This is a genomic window from Frigoribacterium sp. Leaf263 (genome assembly GCF_001422285.1).
Taxonomy (GTDB): Bacteria; Actinomycetota; Actinomycetes; order Actinomycetales; family Microbacteriaceae; genus Frigoribacterium.
In genome coordinates, this window is sequence record NZ_LMMO01000003.1 from 92648 (window position 1) to 117331 (window position 24684).

A 24684-nucleotide genomic window follows, 5' to 3' on the forward strand; every position below is an offset into this window, starting at 1 on the left:
GAAGCGGTCCTATGGTGAGTCTCGATCACCGGCGATCGACTCCCGAACGGGGGTGGTTCCGCCGACGCCACCACCACTCGACGAGGAGTCCATCAGGTGACATCACCGATCTCGGTCCAGCTCTACACGGTCAGGGACGCCATCGCGGCCGACCTCCCCGGCACGCTCAGCCGTCTGGCGAGCATCGGCTACACGCAGGTGGAACCCTGGGGGTTCGTCGAACGCGTGGACGAGTACGCCGAGGCGCTCCCCGCCGCCGGCCTCACCGCGCCGAGCGCCCACGCCAAGCTCGTCGGCCAGGATCTCGAACCCATCTTCGCGGCTGCCGTGCGACTCGGCGTCGGGACGATCATCGACCCGCACATCGACGAGACCCGGTGGATCACCCGGGAGGACGTCGAGGCCGTCGCCGCCGAGCTCGGCGAGATCGCCGAGGCGGCCAGCGCGCACGGTCTCACCGTCGGGTACCACAACCACGCCTTCGAGCTCGAGAACCTCATCGACGGCACCCCGGCGCTCGAGGTCCTCGCCGCGGCGCTGCCGCCCGAGGTCGTGCTCGAGGTCGACACCTACTGGGTCGAGGTCGGCGGCGTGGATGCGGCCGAGCTGCTCGCCCGCCTGGGCGACCGGGTGCGGTTCCTCCACGTGAAGGACGGCCCCAAGACCAAGGACGACACCGAGCAGGTGGCCGTCGGGCGCGGCACGATGCCCGTGCGCGACATCCTCCGGGCCGCCCCCCAGGCGCTCGCGGTGGTCGAGCTCGACGACCACGCCGGCGACGTGTTCACGGCGCTCGAGCAGAGCTTCTCCTTCCTGGACGGGGTGCGCGCATGACCGCCACCGACACGACCTCGACGACCAGCGCCTCCTCGGCGGCCCCCGCCCGCGCGGCGAAGACGGGACCGGTCGGAGTCGGCGTCATCGGCGCCGGCGTCATCAGCGACCAGTACCTCGGCAATCTGACCCGGTTCCCCGACCTGACGGTGCTCTTCATCGCCGACATCGACGAGGCCCGCGCCGCGGCGCAGGCCGAGAAGTGGGGCGTGCCCGCCAGCGGCTCGGTCGACGAGCTGCTCGCCGTGGAGGAGGTCGAGATCGTCGTCAACCTCACCATCCCCGCCGCGCACGTCGACGTGGCGCTGAAGGCCGTCGCAGCCGGCAAGCACGTCTGGGGCGAGAAGCCCTACGCGCTCGACCGCGAGAGCGGGGCGCGACTGCTCGCCGCGGCGAAGGAGGCCGGCGTGCGGGTGGCCGTGGCCCCGGACACGTTCCTCGGCGCCGGACTCCAGACGGGTCTCCGCGTCGTCCGCCGCGGCGACATCGGCACGCCGCTCACCGGGCTGGCGCTGTTCCAGGTGCCCGGCCCCGAGTCGTGGCACCCGAGCCCCGAGTTCCTGTTCGCCTACGGCGCCGGTCCGATGTTCGACGTCGGCCCGTACTACCTGACCACGCTCGTGCAGGTCTTCGGCCCGGTCGCGAAGGTCACCGCGACCTCGTCGAAGGCCCGCGACACCCGCACGATCGGCTCGGGCCCGAAGGCGGGCACCGTGTTCCCCGTCGAGGTGCCCACGCACATCAGCGCCCTGCTCGAGTTCGAGAGCGGTGCGAGCGCGCAGGCCGTCTTCAGCTTCGACTCCAAGCTCGCCCGGGCCGGTTTCGTCGAGATCGCCGGCACCGAGGGCACGGCGGTGTTCCCCGATCCGAACGAGTTCGAGGGCGACACGCTCGTGCACACCGGCTCCGACGAGCCGACGGTCGTCCCGCCGAGCGGGTCGACCTTCACCCGCGGCACCGGCGTCGCCGAGCTGGCGCAGGCGATCCGCGGCGGTCGACGCGAGCGGGTGCCCGGCGAGCTCGCGTTCCACGTGCTCGACGTCATGGTCTCGCTCGCCGAGTCGGCCGAGCGCCACGAGGGCGTCGTCGTCGACTCGACCCTCGAACCGACACCCGAGCTGCCGGAGGACTGGGACCCTTCGGTCGCGACCCTCGGCTGAACCGGCGCCGACGCCCGGCCCCGGGTGCCCCTCGACGACGAGACAGGCACCCGGGGGCCCGGGTCGCAGCACCTCCCGCCCCACAGACCGCACCACCGACGCACAGCACCAGAGACGCACAGCACCATCAGCACCCTCCCTACTCGATGAAGAGAAATCTCGAAGATGAGACACCAGGAGAAGTCATGACGAAGAAGACCCGTTGGATCGCAGCACTGGCCGTAGGAGTCGTGGCCGCAGGGTCGATGACCGCCTGCTCCGCCTCAGGCGGCGACGGCGACAGCAAGACGATCACGTACTGGGCCAGCAACCAGGCCCCCACGGTCGAGAAGGACGCGGAGATCCTCCAGGAATCCATCGACCGCTACACCGAGGAGACCGGGGTGGAGGTCGAGCTCGAGGTCATCCCGTGGTCCGACCTCTACAACCGCATCCTCACCGCCGTGTCGAGCGGCGAGGGCCCCGACGTGCTGAACATCGGCAACACGTGGGCGGTGTCGCTGCAGTCGAGCGGCGCGTTCGTCCCGTGGGAGGGCGACCCGCTCGAGGCCGTCGGCGGGCAGGACCGCTTCGTGCAGTCCAGCTTCGCGACCGGTGGCGCGGAGGGGCAGGCTCCGACGTCGGTGCCGCTCTACGGACTCTCGTACTCGCTGTACTACAACACGGCCATGTTCGAGGCGGCCGGGATCACCGACCCGCCCGCCACATGGGACGAGTTCGTCGAGGACGCCAAGAAGCTGACCATCGACACCGACGGCGACGGCGAGATCGACCAGTGGGGCGTGACGATGGCGGGCTCGAGCATCTCGAACAACTCGCACCAGGCGTTCGTCCGTGGTCTGCAGAACGGCGGGGCCCTGTACGACGACAGCGGCGAGCCCGACTTCGCGAACGACGGCGTCGTCGCGGGCGTCAAGCAGTGGGTCGACCTCATGGCCGTCGACAAGGTGGTCTCGCCCTCCGACGCCGAGAGCGTCAACGGCTCCGACATGGCGGCGACCTTCGCCGACGGTCAGGCCGCGATGTTCTTCGACCAGGCGCCCGACGCGAACCTCGCAGCCCGTGACTTCACGGACTACGCCGCGGCACCGGTGCCGATGGAGAGCGCCGACGCTACGGGTCTGCTCGGCACCCAGAGCCACGTCGCCGGCATCAACATCAGCGTCTTCGACAACTCGGACAACAAGGATGCGGCGATCGACTTCGTCAAGCACCTCACGAGCGACGAGGAGCAGGTCTACCTGAACCAGTCGTTCAGCTCGCTGCCCGTCGTCACCAGCGCGTACGACGACCCGGCGTTCCAGTCGGAGACCATCAAGCTGAAGCAGGTCACGCTCGCCGACCACGCCCAGCCGATGCCCCTCTTCCCCTCGGAGGGACAGATGGAGACCCTGGTCGGCACCGCCGTCAAGGGACTCCTCGCCACCGCTGCCCAGGGCGGTTCCGTCAGCGAGGACGACGTGAAGTCGGCCCTCGAGGACGCGAACAGCCAGATGAGCTCGGGTCAGTAGCCCGTCCCACCGCTGCAGGTCGGAGCGGCCGGTCGATCGACGACCGGCCGCCCCGGCCGAGGCCCCGAGAGGACCCTCATGACCGTCAACGTCCTGCCCCCCGCGACGTCCGAGAAGGACACGCCGCCCGATCCGCATCAGCAGGCTCCGATCGAGCCCGTCAGACGCAAGAGGCACCGCTCGCCCCTGGCGTACCTCCTGGTGACGCCGGCCGCCCTGGCCGAGCTGCTCGTCCACATCGTCCCGATGGTGCTCGGAATCTGGATCGCCTTCATCACGCTCAACCAGCTGAGCATCGCGAACTGGGTCAACGCCCCCTTCGTGGGGCTGCAGAACTTCGTCACCGCGCTCGACCCGAGCTCGCCGATCGCGGCGCAGCTCTACGGGGCGCTCGGGCGGACGCTGCTCTTCACCGTGATCGTCGTCGCGATCGCCTGGAGCATGGGCATGCTGGGGGCGGTGCTGCTCACCAGCTCGTTCAAGGGCCGGGGGATCCTCCGCACCCTCTTCCTGGTGCCCTACGCGCTGCCGTCCTACGTCGGGACGATCGCCTGGGCCTTCATGTTCAACCAGCGCGACGGAGCCATCAACCGGTTCCTGGTCGACGACCTCGGCATCCTCCAGGACCGCCCGTTCTGGCTGCTCGGGGGCAACTCGTTCTGGGCCATCGTCATCGTGACCGCCTGGCAGTTCTGGCCCTTCGCGTTCCTGATGCTGCTGGCGGCGCTGCAGAACATCCCCGGCGACGTCTACGAGGCCGCCAGTCTCGACGGCGCCAGCCTCTGGAAGCAGTTCACCCAGATCACGCTGCCGATGGTGAAGCCCGCCAACGCGGTGCTCCTGCTCATCATGAGCCTCTGGATCTTCAACCAGTTCAACGTGCCGTACGTGCTCTTCGGCCCCGCGTCGCCCGAGCAGGCGACGCTCATCTCGCCGCTGATCTACCAGCAGTCGTTCAACAACTGGAACTTCGGTCTCGGCGGCGCCATGAGCGTCATGCTGCTGATCGTCCTGCTGATCGCCTCGGCGTTCTACATCCGCATGGTTCTCCCGAAGGGACAGAACGACAATGATTGAGACCCGCGGCTTCAAGATCTTCCGGTTCTTCGGGCTCGCCTTCCTGTCGCTGGTCGTCGTCGTGCCCCTGTACGTCGTCCTCACGACGTCGATCAAGCCGCTCGCCGACGTGCAGGGCCTGTTCACCTGGATCCCCTCGCGGGTGACCCTCGAGCCCTACATCCAGATCTGGCAGACGGTGCCCCTGGCGACGTACTTCAAGAACAGTCTCATCGTGACGGTGTCGGCGACGATCCTGTCGGTGGCGATGGCGGTCCTGGCCGCCTACGCTCTGGCCCGCCTGCGGTTCCGCGGGCAGCGCAGCTTCAGCCTCGTCGTGCTGTCGACGCAGATGTTCCCCGGCATCCTGTTCCTCCTGCCGCTGTTCCTCATCTTCGTGCAGATCCAGCGCACGGTGGGGGTCCAGCTGACGGGCAGCTACATCGGTCTGATCATCACGTACATGACGTTCTCGCTGCCGTTCTCGATCTGGATGCTCACGGGGTACTTCGCCTCGATCCCGAAGGAGCTGGAGGAGGCCTCGATGATCGACGGCACGGGTCGTCTCGGCGCCCTGTTCCGCGTCATCATCCCGGTCGCGAAGCCCGGCATCATCGCGGTGGCCGTCTACGCCTTCATCACGGCGTGGGGCGAGGTGCTGTTCGCCTCCGTCCTGACGAGCAAGGACACCCGCACCTTGTCCATCGGCCTCCGGGCCTACGCATCGCAGCAGGACGTCTACTGGAACCAGCTCATGGCCGCCTCGGTCGTCGTGTCGCTGCCGGTTCTCATAGGCTTCATGCTCGTGCAGAGACACCTGATCACCGGACTCTCGTCGGGGGCCGTGAAGTGACCGACCCGGGCGGGGCCGCGGCGGCCGGTCTCGCCGTCTCCGCTCCGGCCTCCCGCTCAGGAGGCGCGGGTCGGGTCGTGCCGCTGCGCATCGGCATCGTGGGCGGCGGGTTCATGGCCCGCGTCCACGCCGGTGCGGCCCGGTCGGCCGGTGCCGAGGTGGTGGCCCTCGCGTCGTCGAGCCCCGCCAGCGCCGCCCGGGCGGCCGACGACCTCGGCGTCGGCACCGCCCACGAGAGCGTCGACGACCTCGTGCACGACCCCCGGGTCGACGTCGTCCACGTCTGCTCGCCGAACGCGACGCACGCGCCCGTGGCGCTCGCCGCGCTCGCGGCCGGCAAGCACGTGGTGTGCGAGAAGCCTCTGGCGACGTCGACCGGCGAGGCGGAGGCGATGGTCGAGGCCGCAGCGGCGAACGGCCTCGTCGGGGCCGTGCCCTTCGTCTACCGCTACCACCCCATGGTGCGGGAGGCGCGTGCTCGCGTCGCCGCGGGCGAGGCGGGCCGCGTGCTCAGCATCCGCGGGTCGTACCTCCAGGACTGGCTGCTCGAGCGCGACGACGTCGACTGGCGGGTGGACTCCGCGGCCGGCGGCCCGTCGCGCGCCTTCGCCGACATCGGCAGCCATCTGGTCGACCTCATCGAGTTCGTCGCCGGCGACCCGCTGGCGCGACTGACCTCGACCACCAACCGCGTGCACGCCGACCGCGGCGGCAGCCGGGTCGACACGGAGGACGAGGCGGCCGTGGTCTTCGAGACCGTCGGCGGGGCCATCGGCACCCTCTTCGTGTCGCAGGTCGCCCCGGGTCGGAAGAACCGCCTCCTGCTCGACGTCTCGGGCACGGCCGAGAGCCTCGAGTTCTCGCAGGAGGAGCCCGAGACCCTCTGGGTCGGACGCCGTTCGGGCACGCGACTCGTCCCGCGGGACACCGCCCGGCTCTCGCCCGACGCCGCCCGGCTGTCGACCGTGCCGGCCGGGCATCCGATGGGCTACGTCGACGCGTTCGCCGGATTCGTCCGCGACGCTCACGACGCCGTGCGGGGCGGTGCGCCCGAAGGGCTGCCGACGTTCGCGGACGGGCTCCGGGCCGCCCGCGTGACCGAAGCGGTGCTCGACTCCGCCGCGAGCCGGTCGTGGGTCGACGTGACCTGAGGGATCGCCGTCCGCATCGTCCTCCGCGACCCCTCCCGTGCCTCCTGACATCCACCCCCACCGAGAAGGACCCATGACCGAGAGCTCCCGCCCCGTCACCTTGTTCACCGGCCAGTGGGCCGACCTGCCGTTCGAGGAGGTCGCGGCGCTCGCGGCGGGCTGGGGCTACGACGGGCTCGAGATCGCCGCGTCGGGCGACCACCTCGACCTCGAGCGGGCGGACGAGGACGACGCCTACCTGCGGTCGCGCCTCGAGGTGCTCGACCGCCACGGGCTGCGGGTCTGGGCGATCTCGAACCACCTCACCGGCCAGGCCGTCTGCGACGATCCCATCGACTTCCGGCATCAGGCGATCGTCCGTCCGTCGACCTGGGGCGACGGCGAGCCCGAAGGGGTCCGCCGGCGCGCTGCGGAGGACATGAAGCGCGCCGCCCGGGTGGCCCGCAAGATGGGCGTCGACACCGTCGTCGGCTTCACCGGCTCGAAGATCTGGCCCTACGTGGCGATGTTCCCGCCGGTGCCGGCCGCCGTCATCGACGCCGGCTACCAGGACTTCGCGGACCGCTGGAATCCCATCCTCGACGTCTTCGACGCCGAGGGCGTCCGGTTCGCGCACGAGGTGCACCCGAGCGAGATCGCGTACGACCACTGGACGAGCGTCCGCGCTCTCGAGGCGATCGAGCACCGGCAGGCGTTCGGCTTCAACTGGGACCCGTCGCACATGCTCTGGCAGGGCGTCGACACCGTCGGCTTCATCACCGACTTCGCCGACCGGATCTACCACGTCGACTGCAAGGACACGCGCATCAAGCCCCCCTCGGGTCGGTCGGGCGTGCTCGGCTCGCATCTGCCCTGGGGCGACCCCCGGCGGGGCTGGGACTTCGTGTCGACCGGTCATGGCGACATGAACTGGGAGGACGCCTTCCGCGCCCTCGACTCCATCGGGTACGCGGGCCCCATCTCGATCGAGTGGGAGGACGCCGGCATGGACCGCCTGCACGGGGCGCCCGAGGCGCTCGCCCACATCCGTTCCCTGCTCTGGAAGCGGCCGACCGCCTCCTTCGACTCCGCCTTCTCGAACCAGTAGCCCGAGAGACCCGACGCATGCCCCGCACCCTCCTCCCCGGTCAGCTCTGCCGTCTGCTGATCGTCGACCCCGCGACCCGCGCGACCGAGACCGTCTTCGAGAGCCGGACGGTGCTGGTCGAGGCGCCCAACTGGAGCCCCGACGGCCGGTGGCTCGTCGTCAACGGCGACGGTCTGCTCTGGCGCCTGCCCGCCGACGCCCGGGGCGTCGACGAGACCGCTCTCGAGTCCGTGCCGCTCGGCGACGTGCCCGAGATCAACAACGACCACGTGATCGCGCCAGACGGTTCGGCCGTCTTCGTCAGCGCTCGCGACGGGCACGTGTACGAGGTGCCCTGGGACGGCGTGCCCGAGGGGGAGTCGGCCCGCCGAGTCACCGCCCCGCACCCCGAGGGTCGCAACCACAAGAACTACCTGCACGGGGTCTCGCCCGACGGTCGCACGCTGAGCATGATCGTGGGCGCGCTGCCCGCGCCGGTCGCCGACCCCGGAGCCGAGGAGGCGCGGGTCGCCTGGCGCACGAACGTCGCCCTGGTCGCGACCGCCGACGGGGCGACGACCCCCGTCACGGACGACGAGCACCCCGACGACGGCGCCGGGTTCTCGCCCGACGGCTCCCGGCTGTGGTTCAACTCGGAGCGGGCCTCCGGGGGAGTCGCCGGTCACGCTCAGCTGTTCCGGGCGGGTCTCGACGGCTCGGACGCCGTGCAGGTGACGCACGACGAGCGGGTGAACTGGTTCCCGCACGTGTCGCCCGACGGTCGCACGCTGCTCTACGTCTCGTTCGAGCCGGGGACGCTCGGCCATCCCGAGAACCGCGACGTCGTGCTGCGCACCCTCCCGCTCGGCGTCGACGGCCTGCCCGAGCCGGGGGCGACGCCGCAGGACGTCCTCGCGGTGCTCGGCGGCCAGGGCACGATCAACGTGCCGGGCTGGAGCCCCGACTCGAGCCGCTTCGCCTGCGCCGCCTACCCCCTCGGGTGACCGGCCCGTCGCTCGGATCCCGCGCACGCGCCCGGCGGTGAGCTGCAGGCGGCGACGGACGGGTGGTCCGCGCCGCCGACGTCAGGGAGCCGCGTCATCCGGCCCCGGTCGCCCGTCTATGAGGCGGTCATGAGACGGACACGGCGCCTTCATCGGCACGTCACAGTCCGCTCATAGGAAGCTCTCGATACTGGAAGACGTGACCACGACCACTCCCGCCACCGCCTCCGCCCCGCGACTCACCCGGGCCGACGGAACCCCCCTCCGCGTCCTCGTCGTCGACGACGAGAACAGCCTCACCGACCTGCTCTCGATGGCGCTGCGCTACGAGGGATGGGACGTCAAGGCGGCCTCCGACGGGCAGACGGCCCTCACGCTCGCTCGCGAGTTCAAGCCCGATGCGATGGTCCTCGACTGGATGCTGCCCGACATCGACGGCATCCAGGTGCTCGGTCGGCTGCGGCAGTCCGGCGACGACACGCCCATCCTCTTCCTGACCGCGAAGGACGCCGTCGAGGACCGCGTCCAGGGACTGACCGCCGGGGGAGACGACTACGTCACCAAGCCGTTCTCGCTCGAGGAGGTCGTGGCCCGCCTCCGCGGACTCATCCGCCGATCGGCCTCGGCCGTCAGCGAGGCGGGCGACTCGCGCATCGTCGTCGGCGACCTCGTGCTCGACGAGGAGAGCTACGAGGTGCACCGCGGCGACCGCGAGATCGAGCTGACCGCGACCGAGTTCGAGCTGCTGAGGTTCCTCATGCGGAACCCCCGCCGCGTGCTCAGCAAGGCGCAGATCCTCGATCGGGTCTGGAGCTACGACTTCGGCGGCAAGTCGAGCGTCGTCGAGATCTACATCTCGTATCTGCGCAAGAAGATCGACGTCGGCGAAGAGCCCATGATCCACACCGTGCGCGGCGTGGGTTACGTGATCAAGCCGACTTCGTGAGCGACGCCCTGCCCGCGCGGGCGGGTTCGAGCCTGCGACGCCTGGCGCGTCGTCTGCCGGGGGCGTCTGGTCCGTTCACCCTGCGGCAGCGTCTGATCCTCAGCATCGTGGCCCTGGTCGTGCTGCTGACCGTCGTGATCGGCTCGCTGAGCGTCCTCGTGCTGCGGGTCTCCCTCGTCGACCAGCTCGACGGCGAGCTCGACGGGGCGACCACGCGCGCCGCCTCGCCGTTCGGGGGCGCCTCCGAGCCGTCGCTCACGCCCGACGGCGGCGAGTTCGACGGACCGCGTCAGGCCCCGGGAACGCTGACGGCGGTCGTCGTCGACGGGCAGGTCAGAGCCGCCTACCGCATCACCGTCGGCGGCGAGCTGGCGGCGGTCGATCTCGCCGAGCTCGACGAACCGCTGGCCGGCGTCGTCGGGCGGCCCGTCGACGCCGAGGGCCGGACGGAGCCGACGACCGTCGATCTGGGTGGCTCGCTCGGGTCGTACCGCGTCGAGTCGCAGAAGGGGACGCTCGTCTCGACCTCGACGACGGCCCACCTCGTGGTGGGTCTGCCGACCAGCGGCGTCGACCGCACCATCACCGTCATGGTCGTCGCCATCGCGGGCGTCACGATCATCGGGCTGGCGGTCGCCATCGCGATCGCCTTCGCGGTCGTCCGATCCGCCCTCCGGCCGCTCGAGCGGATGTCCGACACGGCCCTCCGCGTCGCCGAGCTCCCCCTCGATCGCGGCGAGGTCGCGCTCGCCGAACGCGTCGACGAGCAGGACACCGACACCCGCACCGAGGTCGGTCGGGTCGGGGCGTCGCTGAACCGCATGCTCGGTCACGTCGCCGGAGCCCTGGAGGCGCGGCAGCAGTCCGAGAACAAGGTGCGGCAGTTCGTGGCCGACGCCTCGCACGAACTGCGGACGCCGCTCGCCTCGGTGCGCGGCTACGCCGAGCTCACCCGACGCATGAACGCCGATCTGCCCGACGACGTCGTCTACGCGATGGGACGCATCGAGTCGGAGGCCGTCCGCATGACGTCGCTCGTCGAGGATCTCCTGCTGCTGGCACGACTCGACGAGGGTCGCGATCTCGTGCTCGGCGACGTCGATCTCACCCGCATCGTCCTCGACGCGGTGAGCGATGCGCACGTGGCCGGGCCCTCGCACGCGGTCGACGTCGACGTCCCCGACGAGCCGGTGATCGTCACGGGCGACGGCATGCGACTGCACCAGATCGTCGCCAATCTGCTGACCAACGCCCGGACGCACACGCCGGCGGGGACGCAGGTCCACGTGACGCTCGCCGTCGAGGCCGACTCGGTCGTCGTGCGCGTCGCCGACGAGGGCCCCGGCATCGACCCGGGGGTCCTGCCGGTGCTCTTCGAGCGATTCGCCCGCGCGGACAGCTCGCGGTCGCGGTCGGCCGGGTCCACCGGTCTCGGTCTGGCGATCGTGCAGGCCGTCGTGCAGGCGCACGGCGGCCTGGTCGAGGTCGACAGCTCGCCGGCGGGCGCGGTCTTCACCGTCCGACTGCCGCAGGAGGCGCGACTTGCGTGATCGCGCCTCCTGCCTCTAGTCTGTACGGAGCCCAAGACCGCCGGTCGTGTTCGTCTGCTCGCAGACGATCACCGAAGGTTCTCGAGAGAGAGCGACCAGCGCAGGTGTGTGAAGTCGTTCCTCTTCTCGAAGAGATCCAGCTCCGTGCCCCTGTGCCGGAGCTTTTTTCTTTGTGCTGAACACCTCAGACCCGAGCTCAGAACTCTGAACTCAGACCTGAGGCGTCCAGTCCGATCGAGGCCGGGGGGCTGCCGGCACACCCACGTTTTAGGAGAGCCATGGCGAACAAGGAAGCATCGGTCGCCGAGCTCACGGAGAACTTCCGTGACTCGACCGCCGTTCTGCTCACCGAGTACCGCGGTCTCACTGTTGCTGAGCTGAAAGAGCTCCGCAAGTCCATCAGTGCAGACGCGACGTACGCCGTGGTGAAGAACACGCTCAGCAAGATCGCGGCGAACAACGCCGGAATCAGCTCGTTCGACGACGAACTCGTCGGACCTTCTGCGATCGCCTTCGTGCACGGAGACCCTGTCGCCGTCGCCAAGAGCCTGCGTGACTTCGCCAAGGCACACCCCGCTCTGATCGTGAAGAACGGTTACTTCGACGGTAACCCCCTCACGGCAGACGAGGTCAAGCAGCTCGCCGATCTCGAGTCCAGGGAGGTGCTGCTGGGCAAGCTGGCCGGCGCCTTCAAGGCTTCGCTGTTCGGAGCTGCCTACCTGTTCCAGGCACCGCTGTCTCAGGCCGTTCGCACGGTCGAGGCGCTGCGTGCCAAGCAGGAAGCCGACAGCTGAACAGCTGTCGCACGAACCCACACTTCAGAAAACACATAAGGAGAACACCATGGCGAAGCTCACGCAGGACGAACTGATCGAGGCCTTCAAGGAGCTCACGCTCATCGAGCTCAGCGACTTCGTGAAGAAGTTCGAAGAGGTCTTCGAGGTCACCGCTGCTGCCCCCGTGGCCGCCGCCGGTGCCGCCGGCCCCGCCGCCGCTGCCGAAGAGGTCGAAGAGCAGACCGCCTTCGACGTCGTGCTCGAGGCTGCCGGCGACAAGAAGATCCAGGTCATCAAGGAGGTCCGTGCGCTCACCAGCCTCGGACTCGGCGAGGCCAAGGCCGTCGTCGACGGCGCCCCCAGCACCGTCCTCGAGGGTGCTTCGAAGGAAGCCGCCGAGAAGGCCAAGGGCCAGCTCGAGGCTGCCGGCGCCACCGTCACCCTCAAGTAATCCCGCTTCACCGCTTCACACGAAAGGCGTCACCCTCCGGGGTGGCGCCTTTCGCCGTCCCGGCCGGCAGCGATGGCCGGGGCTGCGCCGACCATGGCCTCCCTCAGCCGACCCGGGCCTCCCTCAGGAGGCGCGGGCGAGCACCGAGTGACGGCGCCCGTACCCGAGGTACACGGCGGCGCCGACCAGCATCCAGACGGCGAAGGCGAGCCAGGTGATCCAGCCGAGGGTCACCATGAGCAGCACGCAGAACGCGCAGCCGAGCAGTGGGACCACCGGGTAGAACGGCACGCGGAACGTCCGGTCGAGCTCGGGCCGGTTGCGGCGCAGCCAGATGACCGACACGTTGACGAGAGCGAACGCGAAGAGGGTGCCGATGCTCGTGGCGTCGGCGAGGGCGCCGAGCGGCACGAGGGCCGCGGCGAGGGCGACCACCCCGCCGACGATCAGGGTGCCGGCGACCGGCGTCCGCGTGCGCGGCGAGATGCGACCGAGCACCCTCGGGACGAGCCCGTCGCGGGCCATCGAGACGAAGATGCGGGTCTGGCCGTAGAGCACGGTGAGCACGACGCTCGCGATGGCGAGCACGGCCGCCACGGCGAACACGAACGCGACCCACGGCTGCCCGGTGATGTCCGCGACGATCGTGACGAGCGAGGCCTCGCCGTCGGTGAACGTCCGCCAGGGCCGGGCCCCGATCGCGGCGACCGCGACGAGGATGTACAGCACGGTGATGATCACGATCGAGGCGATGATCGCCCGCGGGAGGTCGCGCTTCGCATCGCGCGCCTCCTCGCCCGCCGTCGACGCCGCGTCGAAGCCGATGTACGAGAAGAAGAGCCGGGATGCCGCGGCCGAGACCCCGGCGGCGCCCATCGGCGCGAGGGGCTCGAAGTTGCCGGCGCTGAAGGCCGTGAACGCGACGGCGACGAAGAAGACGAGCAGGCCGATCTTGACCACGACGAGGAGGGTGTTCACCCAGGCGCTCTCGCGGGCGCCGGGGACGAGCACGAGGGTCGCGATGATCACGAGCAGGGCGGCCGGCAGGTTGAGCACCCCTCCGGCGCCCGGCGGCTCGGCGATGGCGTCGGGCAGCGCCAGGCCGAAGACGGCGAGCGCCTCGTTGACGTACTGACCCGCGCCGACGGCCACCGCGGCCACCGAGACGGCGTACTCGAGCACGAGGCACCACCCGCACACCCACGCCAGACCCTCGCCGAGCGTCGCGTAGGCGTAGCTGTAGCTGGACCCCGAGACGGGCACGCTGCCGGCCATCTCGGCGTACGACAGAGCCGAGAGCAGGGCGGCGACGCCTGCCAGGACGAATGCGATCCACACGGCGGGGCCCGCCAGGGGGACGGCCGTGCCCAGGACGACGAGGATCCCGGTGCCGAGCGTGGCCCCGATGCTGATGGCCGTCAGATGCCAGACGCCGAGCGAACGTCGCAGGCGCGGCCCGCCCCCGGTCGAGTCGTCGCTCTCGGCGGCGAACGCCTCGAGCGGCTTGCGGCGCCTCAGCTGGGCGACGAGCGGAGGACGGCTGACGGTGGAGGGGGCGTTCTCGGACACCGCGAGAGGCTACCAGGCGCCCGGGGCCGCCCCCGGGCCGCGGGGTCAGTCGTCGACGTGGAGTCCGAGCTCGCGCACCCGCGTCATCGCCTCGCGGCGCGACGACGCCTGCAGCTTGCGGTAGATGCTCCGCACGTGGCTCTTGACCGTGTTGACCGAGATGAAGAGCTGGCTCCCGATCTGGCCGAGGGTCTGTCCCGTCGCGAGGTGGCGCACGATCACGAGCTCGCGGTCGCTCAGCGGCTCGTCCAACCGCGGTACCGCGCCGACCGAGGAGCCGAGGAGGCGCTCGAGGGTCGTGCGGATCGCCTCCGGCTGGTCGCGGTGCGCCGCCCGGTCGAGGAGGTGCTTCAGCACGTCGTCCTGGAGCGTGGCGAACATCCACCGGGAGTCGTTCCGGCCGGCGGCGAGGAGCGCCCGGTCGAAGGCGATGTCCGCGCGGGCCGTGTCGCCGAGGGCGAGATGCGCCGCGGCGACGACGGCGTGCACGTGCGGCATGGTGCGTTCGCTGTGCAGATCGCCGAGCACGAGGCACGGCTCGAGCGCGTCGAGGGCCGCCTCGGGCTCGCCCGCTGCGAGGTGCACGAGCGCCAGCACGCGGGCCGGGCACTGGATGTGGCGTGCGGTGGCGACGAGCGGGGCGGCCAGACGCCGCGCCTCCTGGGGCTGCTGCAGGCACCGCATGGTCTCGGCCCGCAGCGAGGCGACCGCCGCGGCCAGCGTCGGTCGACCGGTGAAGGCGTCGAGGAGGCGCGTGATGCGCGCCAGCAGATCGAGCACCTCGATGAAGCGGCCCTCCTCGAGGTAGGCGTGCGCCTCGGCGAACCAGCCGTGCGCCTCCCAGTCGTTGCCGCGGGTCGCCTGGCGGACGTCGTCGATGAGCTCGGGGATCCCGCCGGGCTGACCGCGGTCGAGGGCCAGCTGGAGCCGGGTGATCTGGGCGAGCGCGCCGAACGAGCTCGTCATGAGCTCGGTCCCCTCGGCGAGGGTCGTGGCCGCGGCGAGGTGCTCGTCGGCGAGTCGGAAGTCGCCGAGCAGCATGGCGACGTGGGCGAGGGCCGAGAGGCACTCGACGCGCTCGGCGAGGCTGAGGTGCTCGGAGGCGAGGCCGCCGGCGAGACCCAGGGCGAACTGCGCCTGGTCGTACTCGCCGTAGTGGATGCGGATCAGACCGAGCTGCAGCGAGAACGACGCGCTGAGCGAGATGCGGCTGCTGATCGACTCGGTGGTGTCCGTCTCGATCATCGTGCGGGCGACCTCGAGGTGCTCGTGCGCGACGACGAGGTTCCCGAGCGTGCGGAGCGTGGCGGCGAGGTGCACGTGGTAGCCGGCCCGCACCTCCAGCGACATCGCGGGGTCGGCGTCGATCGCCTTCGCGACGCCTCGGAACCAGGGGAGGGCGGCGCTCCGGGAGCGGGAGCCGACCGAGCGATGGCTGGCCGCGAGGGCGAGCAGGATGCGGGGTCTGCCCCGCCATTCGTCCTCGGGGGTCGAGCGGATCGCGTCGCGCAGGCGGGCGCCCTGCAGCGGGGCGATGCTCGTCCAGGCGCGCTCGATGGCGTCGAGGGCAGCACGGTGGTCTGCGGGTCGCATCTCGGCGCTCGGGGGTGCGGCCGTCTCGTCAGGCGTCTTCACGGGTCCTAACCTCTGCCGCATCGGGTGGCTCCTCGGTCGGGTACGAGGAATACGGCGTCGGGATGGTGGTCAACCAACCGTCGCGCTCATCCTAAGAGCGGGAAGCTCATCCGGTGAGGAAATATCGGGATGAAGCCCAGAAATGGGGGCGATCATGTACCCCGATGCGGATCGGCGTACCGTGACCGGATGAGCAGGATGGACTCCGTCGCGTCTGGCGGCGGGATGCGCGGCGGCGGAACGCGACCCGGTCGTGTCTCGAGCGGCGACGCGCGGGCTCAGAAGGCGGCCAACGCCGAGGCCCCGCGCGTGCCCCACCTGCTGCGCCGGATCCGCGCGCTGTTCGAGCCGCACCGGCGGGCGCTCGTCGTCACGGTCGTGCTCGTGTTCATCGGCGCCGCCATCAGCGTGCTGCCGCCCCTGCTGACCAAGCAGGCGTTCGACCGGGGCCTGTTCGCGGACGGGGGGCCCGACGTCCCCGTGCTGCTCGAACTCGTCGGGGCCATGATCGGCCTGTGGGTGCTCTCGGCCGGCATCGGCGTGGGGCAGACCTTCCTCACGGCGACCGTCGGCAACAAGGTCATGGGGGCGCTGCGCATCCGGCTCTTCGGGCATCTGCAGCGGATGGAGCTGGCCTTCTTCACCCGGACCAAGACCGGCGTCATCCAGTCGCGGCTGCAGAACGACGTCGGTGGCGTGGCCAACGTCCTCAGCAACACCGTCTCGAGCGTGCTCGGCAACACCGTCACGGTCATCGCGGCGTTCGTGTCGATGCTCGTGCTCAGCTGGCAGATGACGCTCGTCACGGTCATCCTCCTGCCGCTGCTCGTCGTGGCGCAGCGCCGGGTCGGGCAGGTCCGCGCCCGCATCGCCACCCAGACGCAGGAGTCGCTGAGCGACATGACCGCGATCACGCAGGAGGCCCTGAGCGTCAGCGGCATCCTGCTCGCCAAGAGCTTCAACCAGCAGCGCGCCGAGATCGAGCGCTACTCGGCCGAGAACCGCACGCAGATCGGTCTGCAGGTGCGTCAGCAGATGAGCGGCCAGTGGTTCTTCGCCGTCGTGCAGATCTTCCTGTCGGTCATCCCGGCCATCATCTACCTGGTCGCCGCCTGGCTCATCCTGCGCGACGTCCCGGTCACCGCGGGCACGATCGTGGCCTTCACGACCGTTCAGGCGCGACTGACGTTCCCCCTGATGGGCCTCCTGCGCGTCGCCCTCGACCTCCAGACCTCGGGGGCGCTGTTCGCGCGCATCTTCGAGTACCTCGACCTGCACCCGGCGATCGACGACGACCCCGCCGCGGGCGACGTCGACGTGACGCGACTCGGTCGCGTCGAGTTCGACGACGTGTCGTTCTCGTACCCGGACGCCGAGCCCGGCCAGAAGACGCTCGACGGCGTCTCGTTCGACATCGAGCCCGGCCGGTTCGCGGCCTTCGTCGGGCCGAGCGGAGCAGGCAAGACGACGGTGTCGTACCTGATCCCGCGGTTCTACGAGGCCTCAGGAGGCGCGGTGCGGTTCGCCGGGACGGACGTCCGCGAGCTGCGCCAGGAGTCCCTGATCGAGCACATCGGCATCGTCAGCCAGGAGACGTACCTCTTCCACGCCTCGATCGCCGACAATCTCCGCTACGCCCGCCCCGGCGCCACCGACGACGAGCTCGTCGACGCGGCGCGTCGGGCGAACATCCACGAGACGATCGCCTCGTTCCCCGACGGCTACGAGACGCTGGTCGGCGAGCGGGGCTACCGGCTGTCCGGCGGCGAGAAGCAGCGCATCGCGATCGCCCGCGTCCTGCTGAAGGACCCTGCCGTCCTCGTGCTCGACGAGGCGACGAGTGCGCTCGACACGGTCTCGGAGCGGGTCGTCCAGGAGGCCCTCGACACCGCCGCCCGCGGCCGCACGACCATCGCCATCGCCCACCGGCTCTCGACCGTGCGGTCGGCCGACGTCATCTTCGTCGTGGACGCCGGACGCGTGGTCGAGCGGGGCACCCACGACGAGCTCGTCGCGCTCGGAGGCGTCTACGCCGGGCTCTACGGGCAGCAGATCGCGGCCGACTGAGCCGGGGGCGAGGCGCCCTCGTCACGAGGCGTCACTCGCGCTCGGCGAGCATGTCCTCCATGGCGTCGATCTCGCTCTCCTGACTCTGCAGCATGCCGGTCGCGAAGACGCGCACCTGACGGTTCTCGCTGCGCGCCAGCACCGCGTCGGCCATCTCGACCCCGCCGCGGTGATGCGCGATCATCAGGGTCAGGAACCGCCGTTCGGCCTCCACGCCGCTCGCCTCCTGCAGCGCGGCCATCTGCTCGTCGGTGGCGAGCCCGGGCATGCGACCACCCGGCTGATGAGCGGCGGGCGTCGGGGAGCCCTCCGTGCCTCCGGAGGGGGTGTGCTCGTGATCGCCGTACGAGCCGTCGAGCGTCGGCCGCGTCATCCAGGTCATCGTGGGCTCCGCCGGCGCCTGCGAGACGCCCCAGAGCTCCAGCCAGGCGAACATCTGCCCGGCCTGCTGCGACTGGGTCAGAGCCATGTCGTAGGCCATCGAGCGCGTGGCCGGGTCGTCGGTGCGGTCGCGGACGATCATGGCCATCCGCACGGCCTGCTCGTGGTGCACCTGCATGTCGCGCGAGAAGCCCGCCTCGACGCTCTCGGTGCCGGGGGTCACCGGGTTCGGCGAGCTCAGGCGTCCGACCGCGACGCCGACCAGCAGCACGAGGACGAGCGTCAGCGCAGCGGCGACGACGACCCGGGTGCGCCGCCTGCCCGGGGCGCGACCGGAGGCCTCGTCGGACGACGACCCGCCCGTCGCGCCGGAGTCGGTCACGCGATCTTGCCGGATCCGTCGATGCCGCCGGTGCAGGGCGCACCGGGCTCAGGCGCGTCGCCGGATTTCCAGTACTTCGTGACGAAGTCCGAGACGTCCTCCTCGTCGTCGGTCACGTTCGAGAACGGCAGCTGCGCGCCCCACGCCGAGACGTACATCGGCGAGTCGAGACCCTCGTACGGCGAGACGACCGCGTAGGTGCTGGGGGCGAAGTCCTGCAGCGCCTCGATCTCGGCCTCGCTCACCTGGGCGGGGTCGTACGTGAACCAGATCGCGCCGTGCTCGAGGTCGTGCACGGCGTTCTCGTTCGGCACGGGCTCGGTGTAGACGCCGCAGTTGAGCCAGATCTGGTTGTGATCGCCGCCGGCCGGCGGGGTCTGCGCGTAGTCGACCGGGCCGGTGACGTGGTTGGCGGTGAGGTCCGAGAAGGTCTGCGCCCCCTCGACCACGATGTCGCGCGGGTTCTCGCGCGGCTGCCCGCTGGTCACGACGAAGGTGACGATGAGGCCGATCACGGCGAGCCCGGCGACCGAGCCGGTCACGATGCCGATGAGGCGGTTGCGGCGGGCTCGCTCCTGCTGCTTCTTGAGCGCCGCGACCTTCTCTTGGCGTCGGGCGTCGCGCTGCTGCTTGACGGAGGGCTTGTCGTTGTTGCCGTTGACCACGTGAGGTCCTGTCGTCCGGAGGGGCCGATGCGGGATCGGACTGTCGCCTCCATTGTCCGGCACGCGTCGCTGAGAGGAAGGTCACAGTCTGCGCATCGTGCACGACGGGCGTCGCGTCCCGTAACACGCGCAGGGCCGCTGGATAGACTCGACGCCGGCTCGCCACCCCCGCGACCGCGTCCGCCACCTCGATCCGCACCCCACGACGGTGCCGGAGAAATGCGAGTCCTCGTGAAGTACGCCGAGACCGTCCTCGACCTCGTGGGGAACACCCCGCTCGTCAAGCTCAACAAGGTGACGGAGGGCATCAGCGCGACCGTCCTCGTCAAGGTCGAGTACCTCAACCCCGGCGGCTCCTCGAAGGACCGCATCGCCACGCGCATCATCGACGCCGCCGAACGCGAGGGGCTGCTGAAGCCGGGCGGCACCATCGTCGAGCCGACGAGCGGCAACACGGGCGTCGGGCTCGCCCTCGTCGCGCAGCAGCGGGGCTACCGCTGCGTCTTCGTGCTGCCCGACAAGGTCGGCGAAGACAAGCGGAACGTGCTCAAGGCCTACGGCGCCGAGATCGTCGTCACCCCGACCGCCGTCGAGCCCACCAGCCCCGAGTCGTACTACAGCGTCTCCGACCGCCTCGCCCGCGAGATCCCCGGGGCCTTCAAGCCGAACCAGTACGCCAACCCGAACGGCCCGCTCAGCCACTACGAGACGACCGGCCCCGAGATCTGGCGCGACACCGACGGGCGCATCACGCACTTCGTCGCCGGCGTCGGCACCGGGGGCACGATCAGCGGCACCGGCCGCTACCTCAAGGAGATCTCCGGAGGCGCGGTGCAGATCGTCGGGGCCGATCCCGAGGGCAGCGTCTACAGCGGCGGCACCGGCCGCCCGTATCTGCTCGAGGGCGTCGGCGAGGACTTCTGGCCGAGCGCCTACGACCCGAGCGTCGTCGACCGGATCATCGCCGCGTCGGACGCCCGGTCGTTCGAGCTGACCCGACGTCTCGCCCGCGAGGAGGGCCTGCTCGTCGGCGGGTCGTCCGGGCTGGCCGTGGCGGCGGCCCTCGACGTCGCCCGGGAGCTCGGACCCGACGACGTCGTCGTCGTCCTGCTGCCCGACGGCGGACGCGGCTACCTCGGCAAGATCTTCAACGACGCCTGGATGCGCTCGTACGGATTCTCGGACAGCACCGACGAGCGCACGGTGCGCGATCTGCTCGCCTCGAAGACCGGAGCGCTGCCCGAGCTGGTGCACGCTCACCCGAGCGACACGGTGCACGACGTCATCGGCATCATGACCACCTACGGGGTCTCGCAGATGCCCGTGCTCTCGGCGGAGCCGCCCGTCGTCATCGGCGAGGTCGTGGGCGCCATCGAAGAGAAGGCGCTGCTCGAGGCCCTCTTCGCCGGCGGTGCGACCATGGGCGACGCTCTGGCCCGGTTCGTGGGCGAGCCGCTGCCGCTCATCGGCATCAACGAGTCCGTGGCCGCTGCTCGCACCGCCCTCGAGTCCACCGACGCGCTGCTGGTCACCGACGACGGCAAGCCGGCCGGCGTCATCACCCGGCACGACGTGCTCGCGTTCGTGTCCGCCTGACCCCCTCCTCCCGCACCGTCGTCCCCCTCGAAAGGACACCCGCATGACCCACGGCTTCTCCACCCGCGCCATCCACAGCGGCCAGGACTTCGACCCCACCACCGGTGCGGTCGTCCCGCCGATCTACCAGTCGTCGACCTTCGTCCAAGACGGCATCGGCGGGTTCCGCGGCGGCTACGAGTACGCCCGCTCGGCCAACCCCACGCGCGACTCGCTGCAGACCCTGCTCGCCGACCTCGAGGGCGGCAGCCACGCCTACAGCTTCGCGTCCGGCCTCGCCGCGGAGGACGCCCTGCTGCGGTCGGTGCTGCGTCCGGGCTCGCGCATCGTCATGGGCAACGACGTCTACGGCGGCACGCACCGACTCGTGAACCGGCTGCACGTGCCGTGGGGGGTGGTGCTCGAGACCGTCGAGATGACCGACCTCGACGCCGTCCGCGCCGCGGTCCGTCCGGGCGAGACGGCGATCCTCTGGGTCGAGACCCCGAGCAACCCCCTGATGAAGATCAGCGACGTCACGGCGCTCGCCGAGATCGGTCACGCCGCCGGCGCGATCGTCGTCGTCGACAACACCTTCGCGTCGCCGTACCTGCAGCAGCCGCTGTCGCTCGGCGCCGACGCCGTCGTCCACTCGACGACCAAGTACATCGGCGGGCACTCGGACGTCGTCGGGGGAGCCGTGGTCGTCGACGACGCGGAGCTCGCCGAGAAGATCGGGTTCCTGCAGTTCGGCGCCGGGGCCGTCTCGGCCCCCATGGAGGCCTGGCTGACCGTCCGCGGCATCAAGACGCTGGGGGTCCGGGTCGATCGCCACTCGTCGAACGCGGCCACGATCGCCGAGACGCTCGAGGGTCACCCGGCGATCGATCGGGTCTACTACCCGGGGCTCGCCTCGCACCCCGGGCACGAGATCGCGGCCCGGCAGATGAGGGCCTTCGGGGGCATGATCTCCGTCTCGCTGGCGGACGGGCCCGCCGTGGCGCGTCGCTTCGCCGAGTCGACCGAGCTCTTCCAGCTCGCCGAGTCGCTCGGGGGCGTCGAGTCGCTGATCGGCTACCCCACCGAGATGACGCACGCGTCGGTGCGCGGAACCGAGCTCGAGGTGCCCGAGACCGTGGTCCGGCTCTCGGTCGGAATCGAGGACGTCGACGACCTCCTGGCCGACGTGCTGCAGGCACTCGACCGCGCGACGACCGACTGACGTCCGCCCCGCCCCCGCCGACCGTCCGCGCCGGAGGGGGCGCGGCCTAGGCTGGGACGATGACCGACGGCGTCCTGCGAACCCGGCCCGAGGGCGTCCTCAGCAGTCGCTATCGCCTGGCCACGCTGGGGATGTGCGCGCTGATCGGCATCGCGGCGTTCGAGTCGCTCGCCGTGACGACGATCATGCCCCTGATCAGCGCCGAGCTCGACGGGGAGCGCCTCTACTCGCTGAGCTTCGCCGCCCCGCTGGCGACCGGGCTGGTCGGCATGGTGGTGGCCGGCAACTGGGCCGATCGCAGCGGCCCCCGGGTCGTCGTCATCGCCTCGATGCTGCTCTTCGCGGTCGGCCTGCTCGTGGTCGGCACCGCGCCCGACATGCTGGTCTTCCTGCTGGGTCGTCTGGTCCAGGGGCTGGGGTCGGGCGCCGTCATCGTCGGGCTGTACGTGATGGTGGCCCGGCTGTTCCCACCGGGTCTGCACCCGTCGATCTTCGCCGGATTCGCCGCGGCCTGGGTCGTCCCCGCCCTCGTCGGTCCGCTGATCGCCGGCTTCATCGCCGAGACCCTCGGCTGGCACTGGGTCTTCATCGGCGCCGTCGTGCTGGCCGTCCCGGCGTTCGTCATGATCCTGCCGAGTCTCCGGCGGGTGCCCCCGCCGGCTCGGGCCGAGGGGGCCGACGTCGTCCCGTGGAGCCCGAGGCGCATCCTCTGGGCGGCGGGCGCCGCTCTCGGCGTCCTCGCCCTGAACCTCGTGAACGAGTTCGAGCCGGTGCTCGCGGTCGCCGTCGTCGTGGCAGCCGTCGCGGCCCTCGCGATCGCGTTGAGGCCGCTGCTGCCGCCCGGAACGCTGCGGGCCCGGCCGGGTCTTCCGACCCTCGTGCTCCTCCGGGGCCTGGCCGGGGCGGCGTTCCTCGCGAGCGAGGTCTACATCCCCTATCTGCTGCACGACCGGTACGGCTTCTCGGCCTCCGCCTCGGGCACGGCGCTCACGCTCGGCGCCCTCGGCTGGGCCCTCGCCAGCTGGGCCCAGGGGCGACTCGGCGACCGGGTGCCGCAGCGGACCGGCATCCGGGTCGGCCTCGCGCTGGTGCTCGCCGGTCTCGTGGTCGCCGTCGTCACCCCCCTGCTCGACCTGGCCCCGGGGCTGCTCATCGCGACGTGGACCCTCGCGGGCTTCGGCATGGGGTTCATGTACCCGCGGTTCTCGGTGCTGACGCTCGCCCTGTCGACCCCGACCGATCGCGGGTTCAACAGCTCGGCGCTGACCATCTCCGACTCGGCCGGCTCCGCCGTCGCCCTGGCCGTCGCGGGCGGCGTGTTCGGGCTGCTCGGAGGGTCGCCCGGCGCCGCGGCGTTCGCCGCGTGCTTCGCCGTCGGCGCCCTCGTCGCGCTGCTGGCGCTGGTCCTCAGCGGGCGCGCGGTGCCGCGCCCGAGCTGACCCGCGCCTCCCGCCGTGGGCGGCCCGTGGTCGTCGATCCGGTCCGCCGAACTGCATAATGGTCAGCAGACAGCGATGTGTACGGTCACACCGCTCGGCAGCAGAGCGACGGAGCCACGGTGAAGCCTGACATCGACAAGGTGCGTGCTCCCAACATCCGCGACGTCGCCGCCCTCGCCGGGGTGTCGTACCAGACCGTCTCGAGGGTGCTGAACGACAGCCCGAGCATCCGGCCGGCCACGCGACAGCGGGTGCTCGACGTCATCGACGAGATCGGCTACCGGCCGAACCAGGCGGCCCGGGCCCTCGTCACCAGCCGCTCGCGGGCCATCGGGGTGCTGACGCTGCAGAACGTCCACTTCGGGCCGCAGACCATGGTGAACGCGATCGAGGCCGAGGCGCGCGCCGCCGGCTACCGGCTGAGCATCGCGAGCACGACGCGGGCCGACGGGGACGTGCGCGCGAGCCTCGACCTGCTGACGAGCCAGGCGGTCGAGGCGATCATCGTCATCGCGCCCCAACGCAAGTTCTTCGACATCATCGACGAGCTCGATCTCGACGTGCCGATCGTCGCCCTCGACTCGACCCAGCGCAATCGTGCGCACAGCCTCTCGGTCGACCAGTTCGCCGGCGCGCGTCTGGCGACCCGGCATCTCATCGACCTCGGTCATCGGCACATCGTGCACGTGGCCGGCCCGCAGGACTGGATCGAGGCCGACGAGCGCATGCAGGGCTTCCTCTTCGAGATGGGCGAGGCCGAGCTCTCCATCGAGCCGCCCATCCTCGGCGACCTGACCGCCGACTTCGGGTACCTCGCAGGCAAGGAGCTGCTGCGTCGTCGCGACTTCACGGCCGTCTTCGCGGCGAACGACCTGATGGCCGTCGGGCTCCTCCACGCGTTCCGCGAGGCCGACGTCGACGTCCCGCGCGAGGTCAGCGTCGTCGGCTTCGACGACGCCCCGACCGCGGCGCACCTCTGGCCGCCGCTCACGACGGTCCGTCAGGACTTCGATCTGATCGGCCGTCGGGCCGTCGAGCTCGTCATCGGCGAGCTCGAGGGTCGAGAGGTCGTGGACCGCACCCTGCTGGCCGCCGAGCTCATCGTCCGCGCCTCGACCGACCGGCCCTGGTTCCTCTGACGGCAGGCGGCGCGGCGACGTCCCCGCGCCTCCTCGGCGGGTCCGTCGCGACGGCGATCCGGCGGGCTTCATAACAGATCGGCCACGGCATTTGACACGGGGCATTCCCAGGATTAGCTTTGCTCCAGTCGCGGTGTGAACGGTCACATTCAGTCCCCGCCCTGATCCGCCGCCCTCGGCGCGGGTCGCCACCCGACGTCGAACAGACAGTGCCCACCACGCCTCGCGGCGGGGCGGACCGACAGAGAAGTC

21 protein-coding genes are annotated in these 24684 nt (G+C 70.8%); 17 read left to right on the forward strand and 4 right to left on the reverse strand.

Features of this window, described 5'->3' with window-relative positions; all coding sequences use genetic code 11:
* Positions 1-96: 96 nt before the first annotated feature.
* From ASF17_RS04515 to rplL, 12 genes are all read left to right on the forward strand, one after another.
* On the forward strand, positions 97-834 hold the full coding sequence (locus tag ASF17_RS04515) for a sugar phosphate isomerase/epimerase family protein (protein WP_055795806.1): 738 nt from the start codon (positions 97-99) through the stop codon (positions 832-834).
* Entirely contained in the window at positions 831-1994 is a 1164-nt protein-coding gene (locus ASF17_RS04520) for a Gfo/Idh/MocA family protein (RefSeq protein WP_055795808.1), read from the forward strand. The genes ASF17_RS04515 and ASF17_RS04520 overlap by 4 nt, the downstream gene beginning before the upstream one ends.
* Positions 1995-2179: 185 nt before the next feature.
* Complete coding sequence (locus ASF17_RS04525) at positions 2180-3505, forward strand: ABC transporter substrate-binding protein (RefSeq protein WP_055795810.1); 1326 nt, start codon at positions 2180-2182, stop codon at positions 3503-3505.
* A 78-nt stretch (positions 3506-3583) separates the two neighbouring features.
* The gene (locus tag ASF17_RS04530) at positions 3584-4582 is read left to right on the forward strand and encodes a carbohydrate ABC transporter permease (protein ID WP_082475065.1); all 999 of its coding nucleotides are present in this window, start codon (positions 3584-3586) and stop codon (positions 4580-4582) included.
* On the forward strand, positions 4575-5414 hold the full coding sequence (locus ASF17_RS04535) for a carbohydrate ABC transporter permease (protein WP_055795814.1): 840 nt from the start codon (positions 4575-4577) through the stop codon (positions 5412-5414). Before ASF17_RS04530 ends, ASF17_RS04535 begins: the two co-directional genes overlap by 8 nt.
* Entirely contained in the window at positions 5411-6565 is a 1155-nt protein-coding gene (locus tag ASF17_RS04540) for a Gfo/Idh/MocA family protein (RefSeq protein WP_326934168.1), read from the forward strand. Before ASF17_RS04535 ends, ASF17_RS04540 begins: the two co-directional genes overlap by 4 nt.
* A gap of 73 nt (positions 6566-6638) precedes the next feature.
* The gene (locus ASF17_RS04545; protein WP_055795817.1) at positions 6639-7652 is read left to right on the forward strand and encodes a sugar phosphate isomerase/epimerase family protein; all 1014 of its coding nucleotides are present in this window, start codon (positions 6639-6641) and stop codon (positions 7650-7652) included.
* Between the two features lie 17 nt (positions 7653-7669).
* Positions 7670-8635 (forward strand): TolB family protein, encoded by a 966-nt coding sequence (locus ASF17_RS04550; protein ID WP_055795819.1) that lies wholly within the window; start codon positions 7670-7672, stop codon positions 8633-8635.
* A gap of 187 nt (positions 8636-8822) precedes the next feature.
* Positions 8823-9581, forward strand: a complete 759-nt coding sequence (locus ASF17_RS04555) for a response regulator transcription factor (protein ID WP_082475066.1) — start codon at positions 8823-8825, stop codon at positions 9579-9581.
* Positions 9578-11131: a sensor histidine kinase gene (locus ASF17_RS04560; RefSeq protein WP_082475067.1), complete on the forward strand. Its 1554-nt coding sequence runs from the start codon at positions 9578-9580 to the stop codon at positions 11129-11131. The genes ASF17_RS04555 and ASF17_RS04560 overlap by 4 nt, the downstream gene beginning before the upstream one ends.
* A 278-nt stretch (positions 11132-11409) precedes the next feature.
* Positions 11410-11925 carry a 50S ribosomal protein L10 gene (rplJ, locus tag ASF17_RS04565; protein ID WP_055795825.1) on the forward strand — a complete coding sequence of 172 codons (516 nt, stop codon included), beginning with the start codon at positions 11410-11412 and terminating at the stop codon, positions 11923-11925.
* 49 nt (positions 11926-11974) lie between these two features.
* Positions 11975-12358, forward strand: a complete 384-nt coding sequence (gene rplL, locus ASF17_RS04570) for a 50S ribosomal protein L7/L12 (protein ID WP_055795828.1) — start codon at positions 11975-11977, stop codon at positions 12356-12358.
* A gap of 123 nt (positions 12359-12481) precedes the next feature.
* Here rplL and ASF17_RS04575 read toward each other — a convergent pair whose 3' ends face one another.
* Together ASF17_RS04575 and ASF17_RS04580 are read right to left on the reverse strand one after the other, a co-directional pair.
* Positions 12482-13927 (reverse strand): APC family permease, encoded by a 1446-nt coding sequence (locus ASF17_RS04575; protein ID WP_055795831.1) that lies wholly within the window; start codon positions 13925-13927, stop codon positions 12482-12484.
* Positions 13928-13972: 45 nt separating this feature from the next.
* On the reverse strand, positions 13973-15562 hold the full coding sequence (locus tag ASF17_RS04580; protein WP_055795836.1) for a helix-turn-helix transcriptional regulator: 1590 nt from the start codon (positions 15560-15562) through the stop codon (positions 13973-13975).
* Between the two features lie 198 nt (positions 15563-15760).
* On the opposite strand from ASF17_RS04580, the gene ASF17_RS04585 reads away from it, so the two are divergent.
* Positions 15761-17629, forward strand: a complete 1869-nt coding sequence (locus tag ASF17_RS04585; RefSeq protein ID WP_055795839.1) for an ABC transporter ATP-binding protein — start codon at positions 15761-15763, stop codon at positions 17627-17629.
* 31 nt (positions 17630-17660) lie between these two features.
* On the opposite strand, the gene ASF17_RS04590 is transcribed toward ASF17_RS04585, so the two are convergent.
* Together ASF17_RS04590 and ASF17_RS04595 are read right to left on the reverse strand one after the other, a co-directional pair.
* Positions 17661-18392: a DUF305 domain-containing protein gene (locus ASF17_RS04590; protein WP_055795844.1), complete on the reverse strand. Its 732-nt coding sequence runs from the start codon at positions 18390-18392 to the stop codon at positions 17661-17663.
* Positions 18389-19057 carry a DUF3105 domain-containing protein gene (locus ASF17_RS04595; protein ID WP_055795847.1) on the reverse strand — a complete coding sequence of 223 codons (669 nt, stop codon included), beginning with the start codon at positions 19055-19057 and terminating at the stop codon, positions 18389-18391. The genes ASF17_RS04590 and ASF17_RS04595 overlap by 4 nt, the downstream gene beginning before the upstream one ends.
* Positions 19058-19288: 231 nt before the next feature.
* Here ASF17_RS04595 and ASF17_RS04600 point away from each other — a divergent pair, with 231 nt between their 5' ends.
* The 4 genes from ASF17_RS04600 to ASF17_RS04615 all read left to right on the forward strand — a co-directional run bounded on the left by ASF17_RS04600 (position 19289) and on the right by ASF17_RS04615 (position 24432).
* Positions 19289-20653, forward strand: a complete 1365-nt coding sequence (locus ASF17_RS04600) for a cystathionine beta-synthase (protein WP_055798195.1) — start codon at positions 19289-19291, stop codon at positions 20651-20653.
* 43 nt (positions 20654-20696) lie between these two features.
* Positions 20697-21854 (forward strand): cystathionine gamma-synthase, encoded by a 1158-nt coding sequence (locus tag ASF17_RS04605; RefSeq protein WP_055795850.1) that lies wholly within the window; start codon positions 20697-20699, stop codon positions 21852-21854.
* Positions 21855-21913: 59 nt separating this feature from the next.
* Positions 21914-23293: an MFS transporter gene (locus ASF17_RS04610; RefSeq protein WP_055795852.1), complete on the forward strand. Its 1380-nt coding sequence runs from the start codon at positions 21914-21916 to the stop codon at positions 23291-23293.
* A gap of 119 nt (positions 23294-23412) precedes the next feature.
* The gene (locus tag ASF17_RS04615; RefSeq protein WP_200913434.1) at positions 23413-24432 is read left to right on the forward strand and encodes a LacI family DNA-binding transcriptional regulator; all 1020 of its coding nucleotides are present in this window, start codon (positions 23413-23415) and stop codon (positions 24430-24432) included.
* Positions 24433-24684: the final 252 nt, after the last annotated feature.

What these genes read in the sequence shown, in the direction of transcription:
- ASF17_RS04585 (WP_055795839.1), top strand. Translation starts at nt 15,761, where the DNA reads ATGGACTCCGTCGCGTCTGGCGGCGGGATGCGCGGCGGCGGAACGCGA.
- ASF17_RS04550 (WP_055795819.1), top strand. Translation starts at nt 7,670, where the DNA reads ATGCCCCGCACCCTCCTCCCCGGTCAGCTCTGCCGTCTGCTGATCGTC.
- ASF17_RS04525 (WP_055795810.1), top strand. Translation starts at nt 2,180, where the DNA reads ATGACGAAGAAGACCCGTTGGATCGCAGCACTGGCCGTAGGAGTCGTG.
- ASF17_RS04520 (WP_055795808.1), top strand. Translation starts at nt 831, where the DNA reads ATGACCGCCACCGACACGACCTCGACGACCAGCGCCTCCTCGGCGGCC.
- ASF17_RS04530 (WP_082475065.1), top strand. Translation starts at nt 3,584, where the DNA reads ATGACCGTCAACGTCCTGCCCCCCGCGACGTCCGAGAAGGACACGCCG.
- ASF17_RS04535 (WP_055795814.1), top strand. Translation starts at nt 4,575, where the DNA reads ATGATTGAGACCCGCGGCTTCAAGATCTTCCGGTTCTTCGGGCTCGCC.
- ASF17_RS04610 (WP_055795852.1), top strand. Translation starts at nt 21,914, where the DNA reads ATGACCGACGGCGTCCTGCGAACCCGGCCCGAGGGCGTCCTCAGCAGT.
- ASF17_RS04545 (WP_055795817.1), top strand. Translation starts at nt 6,639, where the DNA reads ATGACCGAGAGCTCCCGCCCCGTCACCTTGTTCACCGGCCAGTGGGCC.
- ASF17_RS04605 (WP_055795850.1), top strand. Translation starts at nt 20,697, where the DNA reads ATGACCCACGGCTTCTCCACCCGCGCCATCCACAGCGGCCAGGACTTC.
- rplJ (WP_055795825.1), top strand. Translation starts at nt 11,410, where the DNA reads ATGGCGAACAAGGAAGCATCGGTCGCCGAGCTCACGGAGAACTTCCGT.
- rplL (WP_055795828.1), top strand. Translation starts at nt 11,975, where the DNA reads ATGGCGAAGCTCACGCAGGACGAACTGATCGAGGCCTTCAAGGAGCTC.